The sequence below is a fragment of the Winogradskyella helgolandensis genome (genome assembly GCF_013404085.1).
GTDB lineage: Bacteria > Bacteroidota > Bacteroidia > Flavobacteriales > Flavobacteriaceae > Winogradskyella > Winogradskyella helgolandensis.
Window position 1 is genome coordinate 728,900 of sequence record NZ_JABFHO010000001.1, and the last position, 23,810, is coordinate 752,709.

Sequence of the window (23,810 nt, forward strand, 5' to 3'; positions counted from 1 at the left end):
ATGAATTGATTTTCAAGACTTGAAGAACTTTAAAATTCTTCAATATAAAATATTAGAACTATGAAAAAGAAATTAGAATCAGAATTAGTTAGTATTGCGCATAGGATTCTAAAACTAAAAGGCAGAGAGGATGTCAATAAACTTCACGAAGAAGTTGCTGCACTCTATGAAAAACTTACCGTTTTAAAATTTGCTCAAGATAATTTTGAAGACCATATGCCAACAATTGGCAATGACTCTTCATTTTTTGGTATGCTAGACACGGCATTTAATAATAAGGTTAGCGACAATATTGAAGTTGAAGATAGAACTTATGTCAATGTAGATGAGGTTGAACATGATGAAATTATGGAACCTGTAATGGCCAAAATTAAGGATATGTTTGAACATATGCCCAAAGAAACGGAACCTACAGATCCTGTTTTGGAAAAAATTCTACAAAAAGAAACGGAAGCACCTGAGCCTATAGAATTTGAAACTATCACCTCTGGTTTTGACAAAATTCCCGAGTTTGAACCGATTGAAGAGGCACAAAAACGTGAAGTTGAAAACACTAATAAATCTTTAAATGACAAACTAAAAGGTCAGCAATTAAAGATTGGTCTCAATGATAAATTAGCTTTCATTAAGCATTTGTTTGAAGGTAAAAACGAAGATTACGATCGTGTAATATCTCAAATTAACACCACACATTCTTTAGGAGAAGCTAGAACATTAATTCTAGAATATGTTAAGCCAGACTATAACAATTGGGATGGTAAGGAAGAATACGAAGAGCGTTTTATTGAGCTCGTTGAAAGTCGGTTTAATTAATAATTCAAATAAACATATCCCACAAAAAGCTTGTCAATACCATTGATTTCTAAAACATAAAAATAAGTACCAACAGGCAATACTTTTGAGCTTTTTAAAAGTCCCATGTTGGCTTTGCCATTCCATGTATTTAGGTAGTTTTTTGCTTCATAGATCTGTGTGCCATAGCGGTTGTATATTTTAAGTGTATTATCAGGATATTCTTCTATACAAGGAATAACAAGTGCATCATTTTTACTATCATTATTTGGTGACATCCCTTCAGGAATAATTAAACAATTAGAAATTTCTACGGTGGCATCATCTTCATTATTTGTTAAATCTCTATCAGGTTCATTAATACTATTCAATAGTGCTAAATTTGTTAAATCCGTTGAAGAAATTACGCTTGCTGTTAATATTAAAGACTCCGAGCTATCTGGATTTAAACTTGGAATATTCCAAATAAACGTAGTGTCATCAAAAACACCATAACTCATAGTTGCTGATACAAATTCGTAACCTTGTGGCAAGATATCAATCACTTCAATCAGCGTTGCTGTTGTCGTTCCTAAGTTAGTAGCTGTAATTGTAAAATCTACGTGCTCACCATAAACCGCTTCTCCAGGCATTACAGTTTTAGTGATTTCAATATCCACATCAGAAGTATCAACAACCACATTTAATGTTGCGCTTGTTTGAGAGGTATCTACATTATTATTGTTAGTGAAATTCTGAAAATTATTAAGATAAGTTCCTGAAACATCTGCACTAACTCTCGCAGAAAACGTGCAACTTACAACACCTTCTGGAAACATCAAATTTTCAATTCCAACAAATGTATCTCCTGCTGCTCCTATAAATGTTGTGGTGCTTCCATTAGCTTCAATCCAACTTGGAACACCTGTAAGATAAATGCCATTTGGTAGATTATCTGTAAAAGAAATTTGGGTTTGAGATGGGTTTGAAGCTATATTAAAAACGGTGAATATTAATTCGCTTTCACCTCCTTCAAAAATAGTATCAGGTACAAATGCCTTTTGTAGAACTGGAGCTATAACTTGCACGCTGTTAATAGAAATGTTAGTTTCAGGAGTTAGTTCTTCATTATTCTCAGCACTAGGTATGGCTTCTGCTATATTATTAAAAGCACCACCAAAACTTGGAGCAGATACAGGAATACTAATTCTCACTGTTGAACCTGGCTCCATATTTGGAATGAGTCCTGAAACAAAATTCCCCGTGATATCAAAATTTGAAATACAGGATGCTGTTCCTGAAACAACGCTACAACTAGGAGTGCCAACTATATTAAACGCAGCATTAAGTGTGTTTTCAAATAGCACATCTGTAGCATTAGAACTCGTGGTACTATTACTAATATCAATAATCCAATTAAACGCTTGGTTGGTATTTACCTGTGTAAACTCTGGATAAGTTTGGGCTACCAGGTCTACACAAGGCGCAAAATAAGTATCAACTGTAGCTTCATTATTGATAGGGTTAATATCTGTTATATCATTCACATAATAGGCTACAACCCCATTAGTGGCTTCTATAGCACTCGTTGAACATTCGGGCAACCAATCTATAGTCACACTAAAACTAACAGAACTATTTGCTGGCAACTCCCAATTATCTTCAGGTATAATTTGCCAAAACGTATCTGCGACTCCGTCTTCGGCTACCCCATCTAATAACTCACCAACATTTACGTGTTCCATATCAAAACAAGATGCAGTGCCTGTTGTACCAAAACATTCTACAGAAATTAACCGTCCATATATAGAAACATCATCACTATTAACACTGGGCATGAAATCTCTAACTTCAATAATGGCATCGGCATCTCCGTCATTGGAAACCGTTATTTCATAAGATACTAAACCCCATTCTATGGTATTACTGGTAGAACTGCCATTTGGTAATTCTGGACTTGTTTGCACTTTGGACACTTGTAAATCAGACTCCACGCAAAGATTAAGAACAGGAGGCAACTGTAATTCATTACTAAAATAATTATTATTAGGATTACTATCCACCAATTGTGAGTCTAAAATATTAGTACCGCTTCTAATAATAGCAGATATTAAATTAGTATTAGTACTACATTCTGGCTCAACATATTCAATCACAGTTTCTATAGTTATTGTTGTATTGGGCTGCAAAGTAAAATTATTACTTGTCCATACCTGACCTTGATTCGTTAATGTAAAGTCACTACATAAAACAGGACCTGTAGTTTCAATACAAGTAACTGAAATGATATTCCATATGGCATTAGGGAAGGTTAAATTTTGGAGAAAAAACCGAATAGGAGTTTCTACTGAGCCCATATTACAGACCGTAGTAATTAATGTAACCTCTTGATTATAGTCTATAGTCGTATTGGGCTCTGGATCTATTTGCACAGTTTCAATACAAATATCAGTTTCCGGACATAAGTTGGCATCTAATAACTGCGTCGTTACAAAATTTGAATTTACCGATGAGAGCATGTGATGATTTATCGAAATCTTAATAAAACTACTTACCTGAATTGGCATAGGATCTACTGAACACGAAAAATTTGAGTAGCGATAAACCATTTCAAATGTAATACTTCCACCAGATGTTATTTCCAGTTCAACATCATTTAAAAACAGGACAGCTGGAAATGAAGCACTTGGGCCAGAAACCGTCGCAGAAGCACCTATGACACCTGACAAATCAGGACACACCGTGCCGTTACTTGTCCCAATACATTCTAATGACATAAATTCCGCAAAGGGCTCACCATTCTCATTTGGCGATACTAAAATCAAATTACCTCGAATCTCTGTTAGCGGAAAATCAATAGCACTATTATTAGTGATTGTAAATTGATACGTGACTGAATCTCCCCAAGCATTAATCGTTGTTCCTTCTTGCGGTATAATTTGCGTATGCGTAACCTCAAAATCAATATCTATATCCAAAACATCAATAGATATTATAGATTGATTATTGCTCGTGTTAATATCTTCAACGTCGTCTGGAGGACTAATTGTTCCATTTGCGGCAATACCACCTAAATTAGTAGGCGCCGTAACCAACACCAACAATTCCACACTCGAATTATTGGGCATCGCAGCAATCGAAGCCGTTAAAATATTATTAACCACACTGATATTCGTAACATCAGACGCACCATTTGTATTATTCTGTGAGACATATGAATTAACGGTTATATCAGTATCAAAATTTATAGAAACAGTTGCGTTATCAACTGAGTTTCCAGAATTTAAAACCGTAATCACATATTGAAAACCCTCATAAATATTGACTTGAGAAACAGCAGTGCCACTTAAATTTTGAGCTTCTATTGCAATAGATAAATCCGTAGTTTGACTATATGAGAAACAGACATTAAACAATAGAACTACTAAAAAGTAAAGCGGTTTTGACACAGGTTGGTTTTTACAATAAGATGTAGATTCTTACAAATGGTTGCGTTAAGATATAGAAAAGATTGTAAATTTGATATTAAGTTTATTCAAACATGAAGCTATACCTTGTTCCTACTCCTATTGGAAATTTAAAAGACATCACTTTTAGAGCTATCGACGTTTTAAAAGAAGTGGATTTAATATTGGCTGAAGACACTAGAACTTCAGGAAAACTTTTAAAGCATTTTGAAATCACCACACAAATGCAAAGCCACCATATGCACAATGAGCATAAAACAGTAAATCATTTAATTGAAAAACTCAAAGCCGGTTTAACCATTGCAGTCATTAGTGATGCTGGTACTCCAGCCATTTCAGACCCTGGATTTTTATTGGTAAGAGCTTGTGTAGAACATGGGATTGAAGTGGATTGTTTACCTGGAGCAACCGCATTTGTACCTGCTTTGGTAAATAGTGGGTTACCAAATGACAAGTTTGTTTTTGAAGGCTTTTTGCCTGTTAAAAAAGGAAGACAAACAAGACTTTTACTTTTAGCCGAAGAAACGAGAACTATCATTTTTTATGAAAGTCCACATAAGCTCATAAAAACACTTGGGCATTTTTGCGAATATTTTGGAGAAGATCGCTTAATCTCTGTATCTAGAGAAATAACAAAGTTGTACGAAGAAACGATTAGAGGAACCGCAAAAGAAGTTTTAGATCATTACACCAACAAACCGCCTAAAGGCGAAATTGTAATTGTCGTAGACGGAAAACACAAATAGAACATGATTTTAGAAGATTTTTTAGCCAAATTAAAATCTAATCCAAAACAGATTGATTTTTCCGAAACCATGACTGTAATAGAAACCTATTATCAATTTACACCAACGGCATTCACAAATGGAACTTTAAAAAATGCTGAAGACCAAAACTCAGGCTCTTGTAAACTATTTGCCTTTGCTGTTGATCAAAAATTAACAGCAGAAGAAACCTTAGCGTGTTTTGGGACCTACTATTTTGAAGATGTCCTTATAAACCCAAAAGGAACTGGACATCAAAACATCCGAAATTTTATAGCAACAGGCTTTGAAGGCTTATACTTTGAAACCTTTCCGTTAAAAAAGAAATAACAGCACTTTTCGTAATTGGGTTAACCTTTACACCTACAGCATCAGTCGTTATCGTTTACTTTCCTTAATTTTCTATTTCAAACTAAAATTATGAAGACTAAACATTATAACGTATTTGTTATTGGTAGTGGTATTGCAGGACAAACAGCAGCAAAAGCTTGCGTTGCATCAGGATTAACAGTTGCTATTTCAGACAAAAGAGAATATGGAGGCACCTGCTCTACACGAGGTTGTGATCCTAAAAAAATAGTGATGCAATTTGCAGATTTAGCGCAACACTCTAACCAACTTAAAGGTTTCGGAATTAAAAAATCACCTAAAATTAATTGGAAAGCCGTTCAGAAATTTAAAACGTCTTTTACCAAACCCGTTCCGTCATCTACAGAAAGTGATTTAAAAGATTTAGGTATTGATTTGTATCATCAATCTCCAAAATTCATCAGCAAAAATGAAGTTATGGTTGAAGGTAAAACCATCTCTGCAGACAAATTTGTAATTGCTACAGGTTATGTCGCACGACCATTAGAGTTTGAGGGTTCGGACCTTTTAAAAACTAGTGATGACATTCTCAATTTGAAAAAAATCCCGAAATCAGCCATATTTATTGGTTCGGGTTATGTTGGAATGGAATTTTGCTACATGCTTTCAACATTAGGTTGCGACGTCACTATGATTGAAGCTAGTGATACTGCGCTTACACAATTTGATTCATTTTTAGTTGAAAAACTCATCAAGGTTTTAGAGAACAATGGTGTAAAATTTATGTTTAACACGAAGCCCACGGCGGTTAAAAAATTGAAGAAGAACTTAAAGCTGACGTATGAAAAAGACGGTAAATCAAAAACGATAAAAGCCAGAAAAATATTTAATACCGCAGGTCGCGTGCCAGCAGTAGAAAAATTAAATTTAGAAAATGCGGGGATAAAAGCTGATGCATCTGGAGTTTTGGTCAACGATTTTATGCAAAGTACAAGTCATGAAGAGGTGTATGCTTGTGGAGACGTCTCCAGTAAATCGCTACCTTTAACACCGCTTTCTGGTTTGCAAGGTTATATTGCAGGCCATAATATCATAAATGGCAATTCTAAAGAATTCGAAAACCCTTTAGTACCTTCCATTGTTTTTACGAAACCACAATTAGCAAGTGTTGGCTACTCCGAAGAGGAAGCCAAAAGCCGATATAAAAACGTCATAGTTTATAAAGGAGATACTTCTGACTGGTATAATGCAAAAAAGGAACATGCAGAAGCTTATGCCTATAAAATATTGGTTAACGAGCGCACTCAAAAAATAGTAGGTGCTCATTTATTGAGTACGCAAGCCAATGAAACAATTAATATTTTAGCCATGGCAATAAACGCAGGTATGACTATACGTGAATTTAAAAAACAAATATTCACATACCCTTCTTATACCAACGATTTGAAAAGCATGTTGAAAGATGATGATTAAAACATGAAAGAATTACTTCATAATATAAGTCAATGTACCCTCTGTAAGGCACATTTGCCATTAGGTCCAAGACCTGTAGCAACAGCACATATTAATTCTAAGATTGTAATTATTGGGCAAGCACCAGGAACAAAAGTGCATCAATCTGGGATTTCTTGGGACGACCAAAGTGGAAAAAGACTAAGACAATGGCTTAATGTCACCGACGAACAATTTTATAACACAGAAAACTTCGCCATTATCCCTATGGGATTTTGCTATCCAGGAAAAGCAAAAACGGGAGATTTGCCACCAAGACCAGAATGTGCACCGCAATGGCACGATACATTATTGGATAAAATGCCAAATGTGGAATTGATTATTTTAATAGGAGCTTATGCTCAGAAGTACTATTTAAAAGATGGAAAAAACTTGACAGAGAGCGTTGGCGATTATAAAGAGTATTTGCCAGCCTATTTTCCAATTCCACATCCATCACCAACCAATCGATTTTGGAGAAGTAAAAACCCCTGGTTTGAGGAATTGGTTGTGCCTGAATTGCGGAAGAAGGTAAAAACTATCCTGAACCTGTAATTGGATTGAACACAATTTGTAAAATTGTTTTTAATTTTTCTGTCCGAAAAATAATCAAATAGAAAAGCAAACCGAATATCGGCAGTACAACCTTATAGACTATAAATTTTAAACACTTAAGTGTATGCTTTCCTTTTAACTTTTCTTCAAACAAAATAAAACCTGACTATTTCTAGTCAGGTTTCTAAGTTTTAACTAATATCGACTTCTTCTTTACAAAATCGAAATAAGGCATATGAAATACTAATTAATAATAATTTTCATGCTTTTTTCAATTGAATCATTTGCTACAACTTTAGCAAAATAAACTCCTGAAGAATACGCACTCAAATCTACAGTAAGCTCCCTAAAAAATGAACTCTCATAGACTTTTTTACCTGAGATACTATATACTTCTATTTTTTTTTCAGTTTCATTCTTTGTAGAAATCGTAACACTACCTGAAGTTGGGTTTGGATATAATTTAAAATCTAAGGTTTTTTCGCTAATACTAAGCGTGTTTATACTTTGAGAAAATAGCCAATCCAAAACCGCTTGATTGTCATATGTCTTTGTCCAAGAATTATGACCTCCATCTTTATACAAAGTAAATGCTAAATTATCTAATGGTTCATTTCTTCCTTCTCCAATAGACCAAGTTTGAGTACTAGAATCAAACTGCATCGTATAATCCTCATTGGCTGCATCATCTCCATTTTCGTAGGGATAAAGAGTCATAACAGAGCTATCTGTATCTGAAATCCTATTCACGTTACTAATGGTTCTACTAACATCTATTACAGAATCATCAAAATTATGAAAAGTCCAAATTGGTGTTTGCTGCAAAAAAACTGATGGGTCATTCACTAAGTTATACCCGCAAATTGGAATTGCAGCAGCTATCTTGTCATAATGTTCTTTTAAGGCATTCCAAGTACTACTACCTCCAGAACTTAAACCGGTCACATATACTCTATCTGTGTTTATATTGTAACTATCAATTATATAATTATATAGACTTAAAAAATCAGTAGCGCTAAAATTAGCATCAGTGCTTTGAGGCGAAATTATTATTGCTTCAAGGTCAGAGCCATTACTTATTAATTTTGGAAGACCTGCGGATAGCACGTAATCTAACTCCCAAGTACCATTTCCACTGGAACTAGAACCATGATAAGATATGACAAGTGGATACGTTTCGCCTGATGAAGTATCAAAATCTAATGGTAAATACTCGTAATAACCAAAAGGAGCTTCTGAGTCTCCCAAAGGCACAGCTGTATGTTCACCAGCACTACCATAAGGGGCTTGTGCTGTTAATAACAATGAATTAATTATAATAATACAAAATGCTGTAAGTGTAGTCGTTTTAGTATTCATGAGGGAAAATTATTCTAAGGGGGCACAATATAATAAAAACAAGAACGAGCAAACAAAACAATATCTCTCTAATCTTCAAGCACATTACAATTATTCGTTAACATGCAAGAAATGAAGGTCTAATACCTAGACCCATTATGTTTACCAACCGTAAACCCATGTTTTCCAAGATATTGATCCCCACTTTCAACAGCTCCGTCTTCAATATCAGTACCCATAGAATCATTCCAACGGTTCAAGTAACCAAAGAGTGAAATTACACCTAACATTTCTACAATTTCGCCTTCGTCCCAATGTTGGTATAAACGTTCTTTTATTTCTGCATCAACCGCATTTGGTACTTGCGACGCTGCCAAACTAAAATCTAAAGCAGCACGCTCGGCATCATTAAAAGCAGCATGCGTTCTATAGTCCCAAATATGATCTAATTGCTCTTGTTCTGCACCGTAACGTTCGGCCGCTCTAATCGCATGTGCTTGGCAATATCTGCAACCTGTTGCGTTACTACTCACCCAAGCAATCATACGTTTTAAAGCTGAGGTTACTCTGCCTTCATTGGCCATAACAGCTTTATTTAAGTTAATGAAGGCCTTAGATATTGCAGGTCTACGTTGCATGGTTAGTACTGAATTTGGACAAAACCCAAGGGTTTCATCAAAAAATTCAGCTAATTCTTTGGTTTCTAAATCGTGGTCAGCAGACAAAGGTGTTACTAATGCCATAGTTATTTTTTTAGTGTTATTTTTGAATGAACAAGATACTAGTTCTAATTTTTAAACTAAAAACAAATGGCAGATAAAATAACAACACATTGGAGAGGTAACATGACTTTTGAATCTGATAACCCAAGATGGCCGTCCATTATGATGGATGCTTCTGAAGAATTTGGAGGTACAGGTTCAGGTATGGCACCTAAAGCCATGATGCTATCCTCTTTAGCCGGATGCTCGGGTTTAGATGTGATTTCTACTTTAGATAAAATGAAAGTTGAAATTGACGATTTTAAAATAGATGTTTCTGGTGAACTAACAGACGAACACCCAAAATATTACCATACCGTAGTTGTAGATTATCATTTTTATGGTGCCGATTTAAATGAAAAAAAATGCGAACGTGCCGTCAACTTATCTGTTAATAAATACTGTGGAGTGATGGAAATGTTTCGTCAGTTTGCAACCGTTAAAACCCATATTCACTTTCATAAAAGCACAAAATAAAAGTTTTTTAGAATATTATGCGTTGGACATTAAAACCAAAACCAGAAGCCACTCAAGTGGCTTTAATTAAGAAAGCACTTCAAGTTGATGATATTGTTGCAACATTATTGTTGCAACGCGGCATTGACAATTACGACGCTGCCAAAAAATTTTTCAGACCAAGTTTTGATGAGCTTCATGATCCATATTTAATGAAAGATATGGACAAAGCAGTTGCTAGAATCGAAAAGGCCATTGACGGAGGTGAAAATATTATGGTTTATGGTGATTATGATGTCGATGGCACAACGTCTGTCGCCTTAATGTCTTCATATTTAAAAACAAGAACAGATACTGTTGCCACATACATTCCAGATCGATATGACGAAGGTTATGGTGTCTCTTATAAAGGTATTGACTTTGCAGACGATAATGATGTTTCACTAATTATAGCGCTCGATTGTGGTATAAAAGCCATTGACAAAGTCGCATATGCTAAAGAGAAAGGCATTGATTTTATTATTTGCGATCACCACAGACCAAGTGATAAGATTCCAGACGCTGTTGCGGTTTTAGACCCAAAACGCGACGATTGCGATTATCCGTTTAAAGAACTTTGTGGTTGTGGTGTAGGCTTTAAATTAATTACGGCTTTAGCAGCCAACCAAGGGCAAACGGTAGAAGATTTAACCGAATATCTCGATTTGGTAGCTACTGCCATTGGTGCAGATATTGTACCCATTGTAGATGAAAACAGAGCCCTGGCTTATATGGGTTTAAACATTATAAATACCAACCCAAGACCTGGCATGAAAGCGATTATCGCTGAGATTAAAAAGGACATTCTTACCATAACAGATGTGGTTTTTATTATCGCACCTCGAATTAATGCCGCAGGACGAATGAAACACGGTAACCACGCTGTAACACTTTTAACCGAAACCGATTTTAACCTTGCTGCAAAATATGCCGTAGATATTGATGCCTTTAATACCGATCGTCGTGAAACGGACAAACGTATCACAGAAGAAGCTTTAGTTCAAATTGAAGAGAATAACGAGCAAGAAGGATTTACCACTGTTGTTTATGACGAATCATGGCACAAGGGAGTGATTGGTATTGTCGCATCACGATTAATTGAAACATACTACAGACCAACATTAGTATTTACTAAAAGTGGAGATAAGCTAGCGGCTTCAGCACGTTCAGTTTCTGGTTTTGATGTGTATAATGCGTTGGAAGCTTGTTCAGAACATATAGAGCAATTTGGAGGTCATAAATATGCCGCAGGCTTAACTTTAGATCCGAAAAACTATGAGGCTTTTAAAGCTAAATTTGAGAGTGTTGTAAAAGACACCATAGATCCAAAATTGTTAACACCAGAGCTTAAAGTTGATTTAGAAATAGAACTTGGTCAAATCAATGATAAACTCATGCGAATCCTAAAACAATTTGCACCATTTGGCCCTGGGAATATGTCACCCACCTTTATGTCTCAAAATCTAAAAGATACTGGCTGGGGAAAATGTGTTGGAGAAGATGATAAACACATTAGATTAACTGTAACCCAATCCTTCAATGATAAAATTGTCTGTATTGGTTTTGGTTTAGGCGATAAAATTGATATCATAAAAAGTAAAAGACCGTTTAGTGCAGCTTATTCCATAGATGAAAATCATTGGAATGGCAACGTCAGTTTACAGTTGAAATTGAAGGATATAAAAAAATAAAACTCATAACGCTTCGTTGATTGTATATGAAACAACCAGTCGTATTGCTTTTCTTTCTTTGTGGATTTATTTCAAATAGTCAAAACTTAGTTTTAAATCCAAGTTTTGAAGATTTTTATGATTGTCCAAGAGATATAAGCTTATTTCATAGAAATGTAAAAGACTGGACAATTCCCAATAATGGCACAACGGATTATTTTAATTCGTGTAGCGAGAAAATGGGTTTCCAAAACTTCAATGGCTATCAAAAAGCCAAAACAGGAAATAGTTATGCTGGTATATATGCGTATTTCAAGAAAGACTATAGAGAATATGTTCAAGGCACATTAAAAACTACCTTAGAGCGAGGGAAGAAATATCAAGTTAAATTCTATATCAGTTTAGCGGAAAACTCAAGATACGCCCTTAAAGAATTGGGGATTATGATGACGGCTGAGAAATTCAATGCATCCAAAAGTAAAACGAATATCAATGCAAGACACTTCGCGAATCGAATTCCGAATTTAAAATTCCGTCCAACTTTCAGTAAAGAATTCTATGATAATGACAAAGACTGGATGGAGGTTTCCTTTATTTATACCGCAAATGGATTTGAAAACTATTTTGCTATTGGTAATTTTAATTCTAATTCCGATACCAAAAAGAGTAAAGCGCGACAAACGGGTTATGAACCATTTTCATACTACTACATTGATGATGTTTCAATAGAACTTTTAGAAAAAGAAGTCGTTATAGAAACTATCAAAACAGTTGAAGAGCCAACTATTAATACCAATGAAGTTTACATCTTCAAAAATGTATTATTCGATTTTGATAAAGCGGACTTGTTAGTGGTTTCAAAAGAAGAACTCAATCAACTTTACAAACATTTAGAAGCTAACCTTACATTAAATGTTGAAATTTACGGACATACAGATGCCACTGGGTTAGAAACTAGGAATCAAGAATTATCAGAACAACGTGCCAAAGCGGTTTTAGATTATTTAATTGAAAAAGGATTGAATGCAACTAGGATTAAATCATTTGGTTTTGGAAGTACGCAACCTATTTCAGATAATGACACAGAAGAAGGACGCCAATTAAATAGACGTGTTGCTTTTAAGTTGATTGAAAACTAAATAAAACCTTTGCTTATTATACATTTGTATTGAATCAATTGCAGACCTGTTAGCTTTTTAAAACCTGCTAGGTCTCGTAACTTAAATCATCTTGGCAAAAAACGATCCATACGCGGCATTAAGAATCAAGGAATTCAACATCTTTTTATTGGTGCGATTCGCCTTGGTTTTTGGTTGGTCTATGCAATTTATTGTCATCGAATGGCAAGTGTATGCTTTAACCAATGATAAATTAAGTCTAGGCATTATTGGGCTTTGCGAATTTTTACCCGCATTTTTATTTGCCCCTTTTGCAGGTCATATTGTTGACAAAAAAGAAAAACGAAACTTATTTACGCTTTGCATTGCCTTATTCTCATTAATCAGTTTTGGCTTGTTTTGGCTCACTTCAGAAGCTATTGAAAGTTCTTGGACAGTCAACTATATTCTATATGGCATATATAGTTTAGTGTTTTTCGGAGGCGTTTTAAGAGCCTTTTTTGGGCCTACTATTTTTTCGCTTATAGCCTTAATTGTACCTAAAAAAATATACCCAAATGCAGCGACTTGGAGCAGTAGTACTTGGAAAGGTGCTAATGTATTTGGTGCACTTTGTGGCGGATTTTTAATCGCATGGATTGGTGTGCACCATACGCTTGGAATTATATTTTCACTCGTGATGTTAGCATTAATATTAGTCTTTGGTATAAAAAAGAAACCTGTTCTCAATAAAAAAACGAATGAATCGGTGATGGACAGTTTAAAAGTTGGACTACGATTTGTGTTTAACGATAAGGTTATTTTAGGAGCATTAACCCTAGATATGATTGCTGTTTTATTTGGTGGCGCTGTGGCCATATTTGCTGTATTTGCAAAAGATGTTTTAGATGCAGGTCCAAGAGGCTTCGGTTTTCTAAATGCAGCGTTGTCTTCTGGAAGTATTATTACTATGGTGGCAACAACCTATTTACCAATCACAAAAAACACAGGGAAAAAACTGCTAATTTCAGTCTTTGGCTTTGGAATATGTATGATTATTTTTGGAGCTTCTAAGCTACTTTGGCTGAGTTTGGTTGCTTTATTTTTATCTGGTGTGTTTGATGGTGTGTCTATGGTGATTCGTCAGACCATTCTTCAGCTTAAGACTCCAGATGATATGAGAGGAAGAGTTGGTGCCGTTAACTCTATGTTTGTTGGGTCTTCTAATGAGCTTGGAGCGCTTGAAAGTGGAGTCGCTGCAAAACTATTTGGAGCGCCATTGGCTGTAATACTTGGAGGTACCGTAACACTTATTACGGTGACAACAATGCATTTTAAAAACAAATCATTACGTGAACTAGATCTTACTAAAGATATTGAAGAACACGAAAAAGATGGAGTATAAAATCACTTTTAAGGCTTATCATTTTTATTACTTTTGCCAGCAAAATATTAAACATTTCATTTAGCATGATTCTAAAACTGCTTAAAATAGCTTTAGAAAAAGACATTGTCATCTCTTCAATTAAAGTCGCTATAGTGGTTGGTTGTATTTTAAATATTATCAACCAAGGAGACCTTTTATATCATTTGAATTTTGAAAAGGTAAATTGGGTAAAGCTTGGCTTATGCTTTGTGGTGCCTTATTCTGTGTCTACTTACGCTTCTGTTAAAGTAAAAACAGGACGACATTAATAGGTTTTAAGTTCAAAATTTTCACCGTCAAAAACTCCGTAGGTATAATACTGAATCCAGTCGCCTAAATTAATGTACTTAGACGTTTCATTTAAGTCAATTTCTAAAGGCAAATGTCTATGACCAAATACAAAATAATCTCGGTGTTTATCTTCGAGTTTACGTTTGCAATATACCGCTAGCCATTCATTGTCTTCTCCTAAAAACGTTGCATCATCATCGCCTGAAATCATTTTGTTTTTTACAGACATATATTGTCCGATTTTAACTCCAATATCAGGATGCATCCATTTAAATAACCATTGAAAGAAAGGACTTGTAAACACTTTTTTCATGCGTTTGTAGCCTTTATCTCCAGGACCTAAACCGTCACCATGACCAATAAAGACAGAGGTGTCATTAAACGTGAATTCTTCAGGCTTATGATATACAGGAATACCTAATTCTTCTTCAAAATAGCCATTCATCCATAAATCGTGGTTACCTACAAAATAATGAATCGGAATTCCGGAATCACTAATTTCTGCTAATTTCCCCAAAGTTCTTGTAAAACCTTTAGGCACTACGGTTTTATATTCAAACCAAAAATCGAAGAGATCTCCCATTAAGAAAATAGCCGCCGCATCATGTTTGATCTCATCTAACCAAGCGACGAATTTTTTTTCACGAGGTCGAGACGCTTCACTAGTTGGTGCGCCTAAATGATTATCTGATGCAAAATAGATTTTTTTTCCGTCGGCAATATGTATGTGGTTCGGTTTACTCATTATCACTAGCGTACCATTCAGCAAAAGAAGAGGTGGTTTCTGAAAGCCTTAAAGAATGTAATTTTATAGTTTCTGGTAAACGCTGTTTTATTTTTTCCGCAAAATCAATCACCATCATTTCACTTGTTGGCTGATAATCTACAAGCAACACATTATGCTCTCTAGCTTCTAGTTCCTTGGCCAATTCTACGTGTGGTGTGTTTTTATTAAAAACCGTAGCATGGTCAAAAACATCTACAATTTCTTCCTTTACTATTTTCTTTAAGTCACCAAAATCGATGACCATTCCAAATTTTACATTAGTGGCATCTGCTATTGGTGTTCCTATTACGGTAACAAAAAGGTGGTAACTATGACCATGCACGTTTTTACACTTACCGTCGTAACCGTATAGGGCGTGACCTGTTTCAAAAGAAAACTGTTTTGTTATGCGAATTTTACTCATGCTATTCTAAATTATAGTGCAAAGATATTATAAATGTAAAAGGAATAGCTTTTTAGATTACATTTGCGCACTTTTTTTAAATTCTTAAAAGATAATGAAAGGATTAAATTTCTTTAAAAGTTACGGTGAGTAGCCTTTTCGAAGCTATTCCGTTTGTTGAAAACTCGCTTTACGAGCGTGTTATTTCAGACATTTCATCGCAAAAATATAGTATTGTTGATGATTTTTTTTCAGAAGATGAAGTTATTGCTTTACGGCACTCCTTGCTTTTAAAGTACGAGGAAGATACCTTTAAAAAATCGGCAATTGGAAATAAAACCAATGAGCTCGTTAAAAAAGCGGTACGTGGTGATATTATTCTTTGGATAGATGAAAACGTCATCAATTTTGCCGAACAATTATTCTTCAATAGAATTAATGATTTAAAAGATTACCTCAATCGCACCTGTTTTCTTGGAATTAATCAGAAGGAATTCCACTATGCCATTTATCCTAAGGACACCTATTACAAACGACATTTAGATACATTTCAGAATGATGACAGACGTAAATTATCGTTTGTGTGTTATTTAAATAGTGAAGACTGGCAACCCGAAAACGGAGGTGAATTAGTGCTTTATTTAGACGATGAAGACAAGGTTATTTATCCATTTCCTGGTAAAGTCGTTATTTTTGAAAGCCAAGAATTAGAGCATGAAGTAAAACCAGTAAATACACAGCGATTGAGTATTACAGGCTGGTTAAAAACGCGGTAAACCTATATTAACGTCTTTTATATTTGTTGTAGAAAAATATAATTATAAGTACTAATCCTAATATAAGGAATAAGCCGTTTCCGCCTAAGAAGCCAAGAATATCCATACTATTCGTCTTTATATCTGTTTTTATTATATCTATAAATTGCAAAAGCAATAAGAACCAAAACCACAAAAGGTAAGAGTGTGCCAATAAAAATGCCGATGCTATAACTGCTATCTGGAGCATTCTTTATTTTTTCGTCTATATCAACGTTTTGCAATACTGTTATTAATAAGCTCATTATAGAAGTAAATTGTATTGATCAAATTTAAGCGTTTTGTGCTAGCGAAATAAATGTTTTTCTAAATTTTATAATTAATGGTAAGCCTCTAGCAATCATCCACAATGTAAAGGCGATAAAAATGCCATAGAGTTTATAATCTAGGCTATCTACCCAAAATATAACTGGAACAAAAATTACGAGCGTAGAGAATAACAAAACGTTTCTAAGATACTTCATCTTACCAAGTCCTTTAAAAACACCATCAAAAATAAATGCTAATGCACATAAGGGTTGCATAGCTAAAACAATCCAAAACACGTTGTAGAATTCAGTAAGTACTGCTTCGTCATTGCTAAAAAGGTTTCCGATAGGATAGTAAAAAACAGCTCCAATTGCTCCAATAAAAAGTCCAACAACAATGCCATATTTAATCAGTTTATTACTTAATTCTAAAAGGTTTTTATAGTCTTTTGCACCTAACAATTTTCCCGATAAAATATTACCAGCACTGGCATAACCATCAATAAGAAAAGCACCCAAAAACCAAAGATTAATCGCAATAGTATAAGCAGCAATATAATTTTCGCCATATTTTGTAGCAAAGCTAGTTCCGAAATACAAGGCAATATTCAGAGCTATGGTTCTAATGAATAAATTCAAAATCATTAAAGTGAATCGTTTCATTTCGGGATTAAAAGGCAATTTTGCAATTAACGGAATGCCTGTTTTTTTTAATAAATAATAAGCAGAAAGTAAAGCCATAATTAGTTGCGCAATAACACTTGCATAAGCTGCACCTTTAATGTGCATGGGAGGTATAACACCTTCAATTCCATATACAAGTATAACATCTAGTACAATATTTGCTAACGCACCAGAAATAGCAATTAGCATAGGAAAATAGGTGTTCTGAAGTCCTCTAAAGGTTCCAAAAACAGCTATGGTAAACAAGGTAAAAGGAAATCCAAAAACCCGAATTTGATAATAGTCTACACTATAATTTAGAATGTCGCCCGAGGCATTGTAAAGTTTAAAAATAGGCGAAGCTAAGGGATAGGTAATAGTTATAATTACAAGACTGAGTGTTGTAATTACAAAAATAGCTTGGGCTGGTAAATTCTTCACTGCTTCTACATTTCCAGCACCTAAGTACTGTGAAATAATAGACGAAATAGCACTTCGGGTTTGACCTAACACCCAAATTAGCATCGATAAAAATGTCGTTACAATACCAACTGCTGCCAACGATGTTGTGGCGTTCTGTTCCATATTACCAATGATTGCCGCATCGGTTAAAGATAAAATAGGCTCAGACACTCCTGCAATTAAAGCAGGAATCGCCAATTTATTAATTTGTTTTAAAGTTATAGCTGTGCTCACAATACCAATTCGTAACAATGAAAAGGAAATTCACTTTGCTTTGGAAAGTAAATATCTCCTAATCGTTTATAACCGCGAAGTTCGTAAAACTTTTGGTTTCTTTTGTTCTCTGAAAAGGTATCCAATCGAATAGAGCTATAATTGTTATCAATAGCAAATTGCTCTGCAAACGACATCAGTTGCTGCGCATAACCTTTCCCTTGTAATTTTGGGTGAATTGCTAAACGATGAATGTAAATATTGTTTTCATTTTCTGTTAACCACTTAACCGGTTTATATTCTGAATCCATAAGTGTAGAAATCACAATGCAACCTTTAATAGCGTTATCTAACTCTAAAACATAAAGTTCAATACGCTTTATATCATTTTGAAAAGCAGATTTATTTGGATAATCGTCATTCCATTGAAAAACACCATTAGAAATCATAAATTTAGCACAAGCTTTTGTGACTTTTAAAATTGATTGAATATCTTTTTCTTCTGCTAAACGAATCATTATATTGTTTACTTTTACTTTTTTAAAAAAATAATTTGGGGATGTAGCTCAGTTGGCTAGAGTGCTTGACTGGCAGTCAAGAGGTCGTCGGTTCGAGCCCGATCTTCTCCACGAAAAGCGTGTTTCGACACGCTTTTTTTATTTTATAAACTCAACAGCACTTTCAACCACAAACTTTAATGCTTCTGAAAGCTCATTTTTAGGCCAAGGATGCTTAGTATTAAATACGTGGTCTGCATCTTCAACAATCTTAAATTCACTATTAGGATTCCATTTATGTAACGCTTCAGCTTCGCTAATATTCACAGAAGTATCTTTAGAACCATGAATAATTAAATGTGGAATGGTTAATCGTTTTTCAGCCGATTCAATATGAAGTCGATTTTCATTGTCTTTAAAATTTTCGTAAAACTGATAGTAATGTGGCATTTGCTGTTTCGTTCTACCGTTTACAACATACTTAACTCCATCTTTTTTCCAATTTTTAATTTCATCTTCTGTACCGAATCGATTCCCAAAATCACTGACACTTGCTAAGGTAATTAGTTTTGTAATCCGTGTGTCTTCAGAAGCCTTAAGAATAGTTATGCCACCACCTCGACTGTGACCAATTAAACATATCTTGTTGCTGTTTATATTAGAATTTGATTTAAAATATTTTTGAGCCCAACTAATAACAGCATCTAAATCATCTAATTCTTTAGTGTAGTTATTATTTCCAAAAGCTTCTAAATCTGGAAAATCAATAGGGTTTTCCATGGTGCCACCATTGAGAGAAAAGTTGAATTTTATAACACAAAATCCAGCCTCAGCAATATGCTCTGCCATTACATTCCAAGCTCCCCAATCTTTATAACCTTTATAGCCATGACAAAATATAACGATGGGCTGATTGGTTTTCGATTCATGATAAAACGCATCAATTAAAATCGGTTTTTTTCCGTCTCTTTTTAAAATTATGTCTTTATCAATAGTCATTAGTCGAGTTCTTTTTCAGTAAAATTAAGCTTTGGGTTACAGATTTCTGAAATCAGTTTTTTGAGTTCTATTTCAAAATCATCTAAGGTCTCATTCGTAATTAATTGGTCTTTTGTTCTAGCATGAGACGACGATTTTTTTCCAAATTTCAATAAGCCTTCACTTAAGTTTTTGAATGAAATAATTCCAGCTTCAATTGGTAATTCTATTAAGTTTTGTTGTCTCATCATATAGGCATAACACAAAATCTGAAACGATTTACTGTACTTATCATAATCTGTAGTTAGGTCTTCCCAATTAACAATTTCAACTTTATTTTGTTCCACCTTACCAGATTTATAATCGATAACTCTAGTCATGCCATTAAAGCTATCAATTCTGTCTACTTTTCCTTTTAACTTAATTGGAAAATCTAAGCCCTCTATTTTAATATCAATGGATTCATCCGCTTCAATAGAAAGGATTTTAATTTCGTTTCCTTGTTTAAGACTCTCTAGTTCTAAGTTTAAGAAATTTGAAATGTAGCGTTGCGCAATTTCAAAAATGATAAGATTTTTACCCTGAGAGAAGCCACCTTTGTTGTAAAGTTCTTCAAAATGCTTTGTTACCATGCCTTTTATTTGACTTTTAAAGCCTTTTATATGCTCAACAGTTAAAATTGAGCCTTCTAATGGCTTGTAAAAATCTTCTAAAGAGTTATGAATTACAGAGCCTAAAGTATTCGCTGCAATGTTCTCTTCGACATCTTCAAATTCTTTAATTCCTAAAATTTTATCGTAATAAAAATCTATAGGGTTTCTAATATAATTGGTCAATGACGACGGAGAATAGCCTTTACCAGACAAGACCTTTATTTGATCAACGACTGAAGGTGTTTTAATAATTTCAGTTAATTTTTGTTCTATAATCGGAACATCTGGAGATACAATACTTGTTTTTATATCATGAATACCTTCAATCTCCATTTGTGTTAAAAAGCGACTCTTTTCACCACCTTTTAAGGCATCAATTTCTGTGTTGTATAAAATGTATACGTTTTTAGCACGTTGTAAAAGTCTGTAAAAATGATAAGTGTAAACAGCATCCTTTTCTTTAAAGGTTGGTAACTTATTTTCAATTTTTACATCGAACGGAATAAAAGAATTATTGGTTTTTCCCGAAGGCAAAATACCTTCATTTACAGAACTTATAATCACTGTTTCAAAATCCAGAACTCGCGATTCTAACATGCCCATTATTTGAAGACCTTCTAAAGGTTCTCCCTTAAAATCTAAGGTTTCAGAACTTAATAATTCTTTGTAGATGGACTGTAAAGCGACTATCGAACGAAGGTATTTGTAGGTGATATTTAATTCTGATAATTGATTAAATAAAGTATTAAAACGATACAAGTATTCTAATTCTAAACTGTGATTTTGCTTGTTGTCCTCAAAATTTGCTTTCATTCTTAAAATCAGCTCAGAACAATTATTTAGTGCCATTTCTGGGTTATCATCCCAAGATTTAAAAAGTAATGCTATCAGTTCTTTATGGGACTTAGTGAGTTGTTTAAGTTCATCTACACTAACATAAACGGTATTGTTTTTTTGAATATGAACTACAATGTCGTTTGATACATTGGCATCTTCAGTTTCAAACAAAGGATAAATGGATGGATGAGACAATAAACCTATAACATCCTTATAATAAAATTGCTTCGGATTGTTTTTATGAACATTAAACAGTTGCTCAAAAAATGAAGCCAAAGGCACAAACTGTAATGGCAAACCCATGGTAACATTGAGTTTGGTTATGTTTTTAGGAATTGAATTTAATACCGGAAGTAATAAATGCTCTTCTCCTAATACAACAGCAATACTAGATAAATTAGTCTCTTTTTCTGTTAACTCCTCTAAGAGTTGTCCTATATATTTAGCTTGCCCAACTAATTTAGGAATTCCAATAGCTTGAATATGCTTTGGCTCACTATAATAATCAGTGACCCAATTAAAAGGTTGTGTTTGAAAGTAATTCCATTGTTTTCTATGCTGCCTTGTAAACCAACCTGCATCATGTACGTTATCATTAATAAATGCTTTATCGATATCCCAATATATGTGAGCCAAATCGTTTTTTAATAAACCTTGAATAATTTGAGACTCTGCCGTATTTAACGCATTAAAGCCCATAAAGACATGCATCTTCCCTTTACTGCTGTACATATAAGACTCTAGGTTTTCTACAGCTTCTCTGTAAATTAATCCTTGATAGCCTTGCTTGGATTGAATTAAGTTATCAGTAAACGCCTTATAGTAATTTTTAAGCTGTTTCCAGAACTTTAAATGATTTTTAACAAGATCTGTTTGATTAGGATCTAACGACCAATGGTGAAGCTCTTTTATCGCATTTAAGTAATCAAAGATGTGTTCTTGAGGTATAAGGTAACGATCAATTTCGTTAAAATCTTGTAATAAGATTTGAGCCCATTTAGAAAACGATTCAAAAGACTCTTGTTCTTCATCTGCTGTTAAAGCTTTATACGTTTCATAAAGTCTAAATAGTAAATCTGTATTTGGCAGGTTTTGTAAACCAGATAGTTCTTCTACAAATTCCTCACTACTGAGAATGTGAGGAGCAAATATAGGTTGGTCTATTAATGTAGAAAGGTGATGCTTAAGAAAAACACCAGCACGTTTACTTGGTAAAATGAAATATAAATCTTCGAGTTTTAAGCCTTGCTTTTGAAGATCTACGAGTACCGATTTTATAAAACTTATCATTCTATAAAAATAAAAAACGCCCCGAATATCGGGGCGTTTTTTTAATATATTTTAGATGTGATTAGTTTTTCAACTTCACCTCTACACGTCTGTTTTCTTTTTTACCAGCACTTGTACTGTTGCTAGCGATAGGATTAGACTCACCGAAACCAGCAGCAGTTAATCTATCAGCATTAATACCATTAGCGATTAAGTAATCTCTAACTGCATTTGCGCGTCTTTCAGATAATGCTTGGTTCATAGATTTAGAACCATCAGAATCAGTATGACCTTCTAAAGAGAAGTTAGCTTTTGGGTAATCTTTAAAGATTGCTACCATTGACTGTAATACTTGATCAGTTTGTTTCTGGAAAGTTGCTTTACCTGAATTAAATAAGATAGATCTTGCATATTCATTTAAAGTATCCATTACAGGAGCAGTTGGCTTAACTTCAGGACAACCATTGTTTGCAACAGTTCCAGCTTCATTAGGACACTTATCGTCTTTGTCTAATACACCGTCACCATCAGTATCTGGCCAAGGACATCCACTGTTTGCAGCAGGACCTGCTTCATTAGGACAGTTATCATCAGCATCAGAAACACCGTCACCATCAGCATCTGGACAACCAGCTAAAGTTTTTAATCCAGCAACATCTGGACATTTATCATCTTTATCCATTACACCGTCACCATCAGAATCAGGACAACCGTTAAATTCAGCTAAACCAGCAGTATTTGGACAATCATCTTTAGAATCTTGGATACCATCATTATCAGAATCTGGACAACCATTGAAGATCTCTAAACCAGCTTCTTCAGGACAAGCATCATCTTGATCATATATACCATCTCCATCAGTATCAGTACCACCAAACTTGAAAGTAAGACCAACTGAATGTTGGAAGTGTTTTGGTAAGTAATCTTCGAAAGAATGCTTATAAGTAGATTGAATATCTAAACCTAGCTTTTCAGTGAACCAAACTTTAAAACCTAAAGTACCGTTTACAGTTCCAGCTCCGATTTCATCAACCCAAGTGTAACCACCACCAACACCTAAATAAGGGTCAATTGTTTTAGAGTTAATAACATCCATAAAGCTATAAGAAACTCTACCATCTAAACCATAATAAGTTAAATCATCAACTTTGTTAGTTGTTTCTTCACCTGTCATTAAATCGACGTTAGAACCAAATTTATCTATTCTGTTAATAGAACCTTTTGCAGTAAATACAAAACCGTCACTAAGGTATCTAGATACAGAAAGTGTTGAAATTGAAGGAAGGATATTCCAGTGATCAGATACGTTGAAGTATTCGTCAAAATATTCTCCTTGTGGTGTGTCTTCACCTACTGGGTAAAAGTCAACTGCGTTGGCTCCAAAACCAAGGGCCCATGGATTGTTCTTGTCTTGTGCATTAGATGTGCTAAAACTTGCGATAAGCACTGCGACAAAAAATAATCTGCTAAGATTTTTCATATTCTAATTAATTTTAATTTTAAGTGTTAATTGTGGCAAAAATAAGATGTTAAATTTTATTAACAAAGACAAATATATAAAAATATTGGAA

Annotated in this window: 22 protein-coding genes and 1 tRNA gene; 12 read left to right on the plus strand and 11 right to left on the minus strand. The window is 34.3% G+C overall.

The annotated features are described in order from the left end of the window. The first annotated feature begins 60 nt into the window (after window positions 1–60). Complete coding sequence (locus HM992_RS02915) at window positions 61–813, plus strand: hypothetical protein (RefSeq protein ID WP_179318652.1); 753 nt, start codon at window positions 61–63, stop codon at window positions 811–813. On the opposite strand, the gene HM992_RS19910 is transcribed toward HM992_RS02915, so the two are convergent. Further along, entirely contained in the window at window positions 810–4,220 is a 3,411-nt protein-coding gene (locus HM992_RS19910) for a DUF7933 domain-containing protein (protein ID WP_179318653.1), read from the minus strand. The two genes, HM992_RS02915 and HM992_RS19910, sit on opposite strands and share 4 nt — an antisense overlap. 92 nt (window positions 4,221–4,312) lie before the next feature. Between HM992_RS19910 and rsmI the strand changes: the two genes are divergently transcribed. The 4 genes from rsmI to HM992_RS02940 all read left to right on the plus strand — a co-directional run bounded on the left by rsmI (window position 4,313) and on the right by HM992_RS02940 (window position 7,357). Beyond that, window positions 4,313–4,984, plus strand: a complete 672-nt coding sequence (gene rsmI / locus HM992_RS02925) for a 16S rRNA (cytidine(1402)-2'-O)-methyltransferase (RefSeq protein ID WP_178986497.1) — start codon at window positions 4,313–4,315, stop codon at window positions 4,982–4,984. 3 nt (window positions 4,985–4,987) lie between these two features. Further along, the gene (locus HM992_RS02930) at window positions 4,988–5,332 is read left to right on the plus strand and encodes a HopJ type III effector protein (protein WP_179318654.1); all 345 of its coding nucleotides are present in this window, start codon (window positions 4,988–4,990) and stop codon (window positions 5,330–5,332) included. A 90-nt stretch (window positions 5,333–5,422) separates the two neighbouring features. Next, window positions 5,423–6,784 carry a dihydrolipoyl dehydrogenase family protein gene (locus tag HM992_RS02935; RefSeq protein ID WP_179318655.1) on the plus strand — a complete coding sequence of 454 codons (1,362 nt, stop codon included), beginning with the start codon at window positions 5,423–5,425 and terminating at the stop codon, window positions 6,782–6,784. 3 nt (window positions 6,785–6,787) lie between these two features. Continuing rightward, window positions 6,788–7,357 carry a uracil-DNA glycosylase family protein gene (locus tag HM992_RS02940; protein ID WP_179318656.1) on the plus strand — a complete coding sequence of 190 codons (570 nt, stop codon included), beginning with the start codon at window positions 6,788–6,790 and terminating at the stop codon, window positions 7,355–7,357. Window positions 7,358–7,600: 243 nt separating this feature from the next. Here the strand turns inward: HM992_RS02940 and HM992_RS02945 are convergent, their stop codons facing one another. Together HM992_RS02945 and HM992_RS02950 are read right to left on the minus strand one after the other, a co-directional pair. Further along, a complete protein-coding gene (locus HM992_RS02945) occupies window positions 7,601–8,716 on the minus strand; it encodes a T9SS type A sorting domain-containing protein (RefSeq protein WP_179318657.1) in 1,116 nt (371 codons plus the stop codon). Window positions 8,717–8,835: 119 nt separating this feature from the next. Further along, window positions 8,836–9,438, minus strand: a complete 603-nt coding sequence (locus HM992_RS02950; RefSeq protein ID WP_179318658.1) for a carboxymuconolactone decarboxylase family protein — start codon at window positions 9,436–9,438, stop codon at window positions 8,836–8,838. Window positions 9,439–9,504: 66 nt separating this feature from the next. Between HM992_RS02950 and HM992_RS02955 the strand changes: the two genes are divergently transcribed. The 5 genes from HM992_RS02955 to nrtS all read left to right on the plus strand — a co-directional run bounded on the left by HM992_RS02955 (window position 9,505) and on the right by nrtS (window position 14,413). Next, the gene (locus HM992_RS02955; RefSeq protein ID WP_179318659.1) at window positions 9,505–9,933 is read left to right on the plus strand and encodes an OsmC family protein; all 429 of its coding nucleotides are present in this window, start codon (window positions 9,505–9,507) and stop codon (window positions 9,931–9,933) included. A gap of 17 nt (window positions 9,934–9,950) precedes the next feature. Next, window positions 9,951–11,642 carry a single-stranded-DNA-specific exonuclease RecJ gene (gene recJ / locus HM992_RS02960; RefSeq protein ID WP_179318660.1) on the plus strand — a complete coding sequence of 564 codons (1,692 nt, stop codon included), beginning with the start codon at window positions 9,951–9,953 and terminating at the stop codon, window positions 11,640–11,642. Between the two features lie 26 nt (window positions 11,643–11,668). Further along, a complete protein-coding gene (locus HM992_RS02965; RefSeq protein ID WP_179318661.1) occupies window positions 11,669–12,760 on the plus strand; it encodes an OmpA family protein in 1,092 nt (363 codons plus the stop codon). A gap of 91 nt (window positions 12,761–12,851) precedes the next feature. Further along, a complete protein-coding gene (locus tag HM992_RS02970) occupies window positions 12,852–14,123 on the plus strand; it encodes an MFS transporter (RefSeq protein WP_179318662.1) in 1,272 nt (423 codons plus the stop codon). Window positions 14,124–14,188: 65 nt separating this feature from the next. After that, window positions 14,189–14,413 carry a nitrate/nitrite transporter NrtS gene (gene nrtS / locus HM992_RS02975; RefSeq protein WP_092466106.1) on the plus strand — a complete coding sequence of 75 codons (225 nt, stop codon included), beginning with the start codon at window positions 14,189–14,191 and terminating at the stop codon, window positions 14,411–14,413. Here nrtS and HM992_RS02980 read toward each other — a convergent pair. Then, window positions 14,410–15,162 carry a UDP-2,3-diacylglucosamine diphosphatase gene (locus HM992_RS02980; RefSeq protein WP_179321022.1) on the minus strand — a complete coding sequence of 251 codons (753 nt, stop codon included), beginning with the start codon at window positions 15,160–15,162 and terminating at the stop codon, window positions 14,410–14,412. The genes nrtS and HM992_RS02980 overlap by 4 nt on opposite strands. Before the next feature lie 10 nt (window positions 15,163–15,172). Further along, on the minus strand, window positions 15,173–15,625 hold the full coding sequence (locus HM992_RS02985; protein ID WP_179318663.1) for a 6-pyruvoyl trahydropterin synthase family protein: 453 nt from the start codon (window positions 15,623–15,625) through the stop codon (window positions 15,173–15,175). A 125-nt stretch (window positions 15,626–15,750) separates the two neighbouring features. Here HM992_RS02985 and HM992_RS02990 point away from each other — a divergent pair, with 125 nt between their 5' ends. Continuing rightward, a complete protein-coding gene (locus HM992_RS02990; RefSeq protein WP_179318664.1) occupies window positions 15,751–16,380 on the plus strand; it encodes a 2OG-Fe(II) oxygenase in 630 nt (209 codons plus the stop codon). Between the two features lie 107 nt (window positions 16,381–16,487). On the opposite strand, the gene HM992_RS02995 is transcribed toward HM992_RS02990, so the two are convergent. The 3 genes from HM992_RS02995 to HM992_RS03005 are packed head-to-tail and all read right to left on the minus strand — an operon-like array spanning window position 16,488 to window position 18,523. Then, a complete protein-coding gene (locus tag HM992_RS02995; protein WP_178986483.1) occupies window positions 16,488–16,664 on the minus strand; it encodes a hypothetical protein in 177 nt (58 codons plus the stop codon). A 27-nt stretch (window positions 16,665–16,691) separates the two neighbouring features. Then, the gene (locus tag HM992_RS03000) at window positions 16,692–18,026 is read right to left on the minus strand and encodes an MATE family efflux transporter (protein ID WP_179318665.1); all 1,335 of its coding nucleotides are present in this window, start codon (window positions 18,024–18,026) and stop codon (window positions 16,692–16,694) included. Then, window positions 18,023–18,523: a GNAT family N-acetyltransferase gene (locus HM992_RS03005; RefSeq protein WP_179318666.1), complete on the minus strand. Its 501-nt coding sequence runs from the start codon at window positions 18,521–18,523 to the stop codon at window positions 18,023–18,025. Before HM992_RS03005 ends, HM992_RS03000 begins: the two co-directional genes overlap by 4 nt. Before the next feature lie 37 nt (window positions 18,524–18,560). On the opposite strand from HM992_RS03005, the gene HM992_RS03010 reads away from it, so the two are divergent. After that, window positions 18,561–18,634 (plus strand) — tRNA-Ala (locus tag HM992_RS03010). Between the two features lie 27 nt (window positions 18,635–18,661). Here HM992_RS03010 and HM992_RS03015 read toward each other — a convergent pair. The 3 genes from HM992_RS03015 to HM992_RS03025 all read right to left on the minus strand — a co-directional run bounded on the left by HM992_RS03015 (window position 18,662) and on the right by HM992_RS03025 (window position 23,719). Then, window positions 18,662–19,501 carry an alpha/beta hydrolase family protein gene (locus HM992_RS03015; RefSeq protein WP_179318667.1) on the minus strand — a complete coding sequence of 280 codons (840 nt, stop codon included), beginning with the start codon at window positions 19,499–19,501 and terminating at the stop codon, window positions 18,662–18,664. Further along, window positions 19,501–22,260, minus strand: coding sequence for a PD-(D/E)XK nuclease family protein (locus HM992_RS03020; RefSeq protein ID WP_179318668.1), 2,760 nt, complete (start codon window positions 22,258–22,260; stop codon window positions 19,501–19,503). The genes HM992_RS03015 and HM992_RS03020 overlap by 1 nt, the downstream gene beginning before the upstream one ends. Before the next feature lie 61 nt (window positions 22,261–22,321). Continuing rightward, entirely contained in the window at window positions 22,322–23,719 is a 1,398-nt protein-coding gene (locus HM992_RS03025) for an OmpA family protein (protein WP_178986478.1), read from the minus strand. Between the last annotated feature and the right edge of the window lie 91 nt (window positions 23,720–23,810).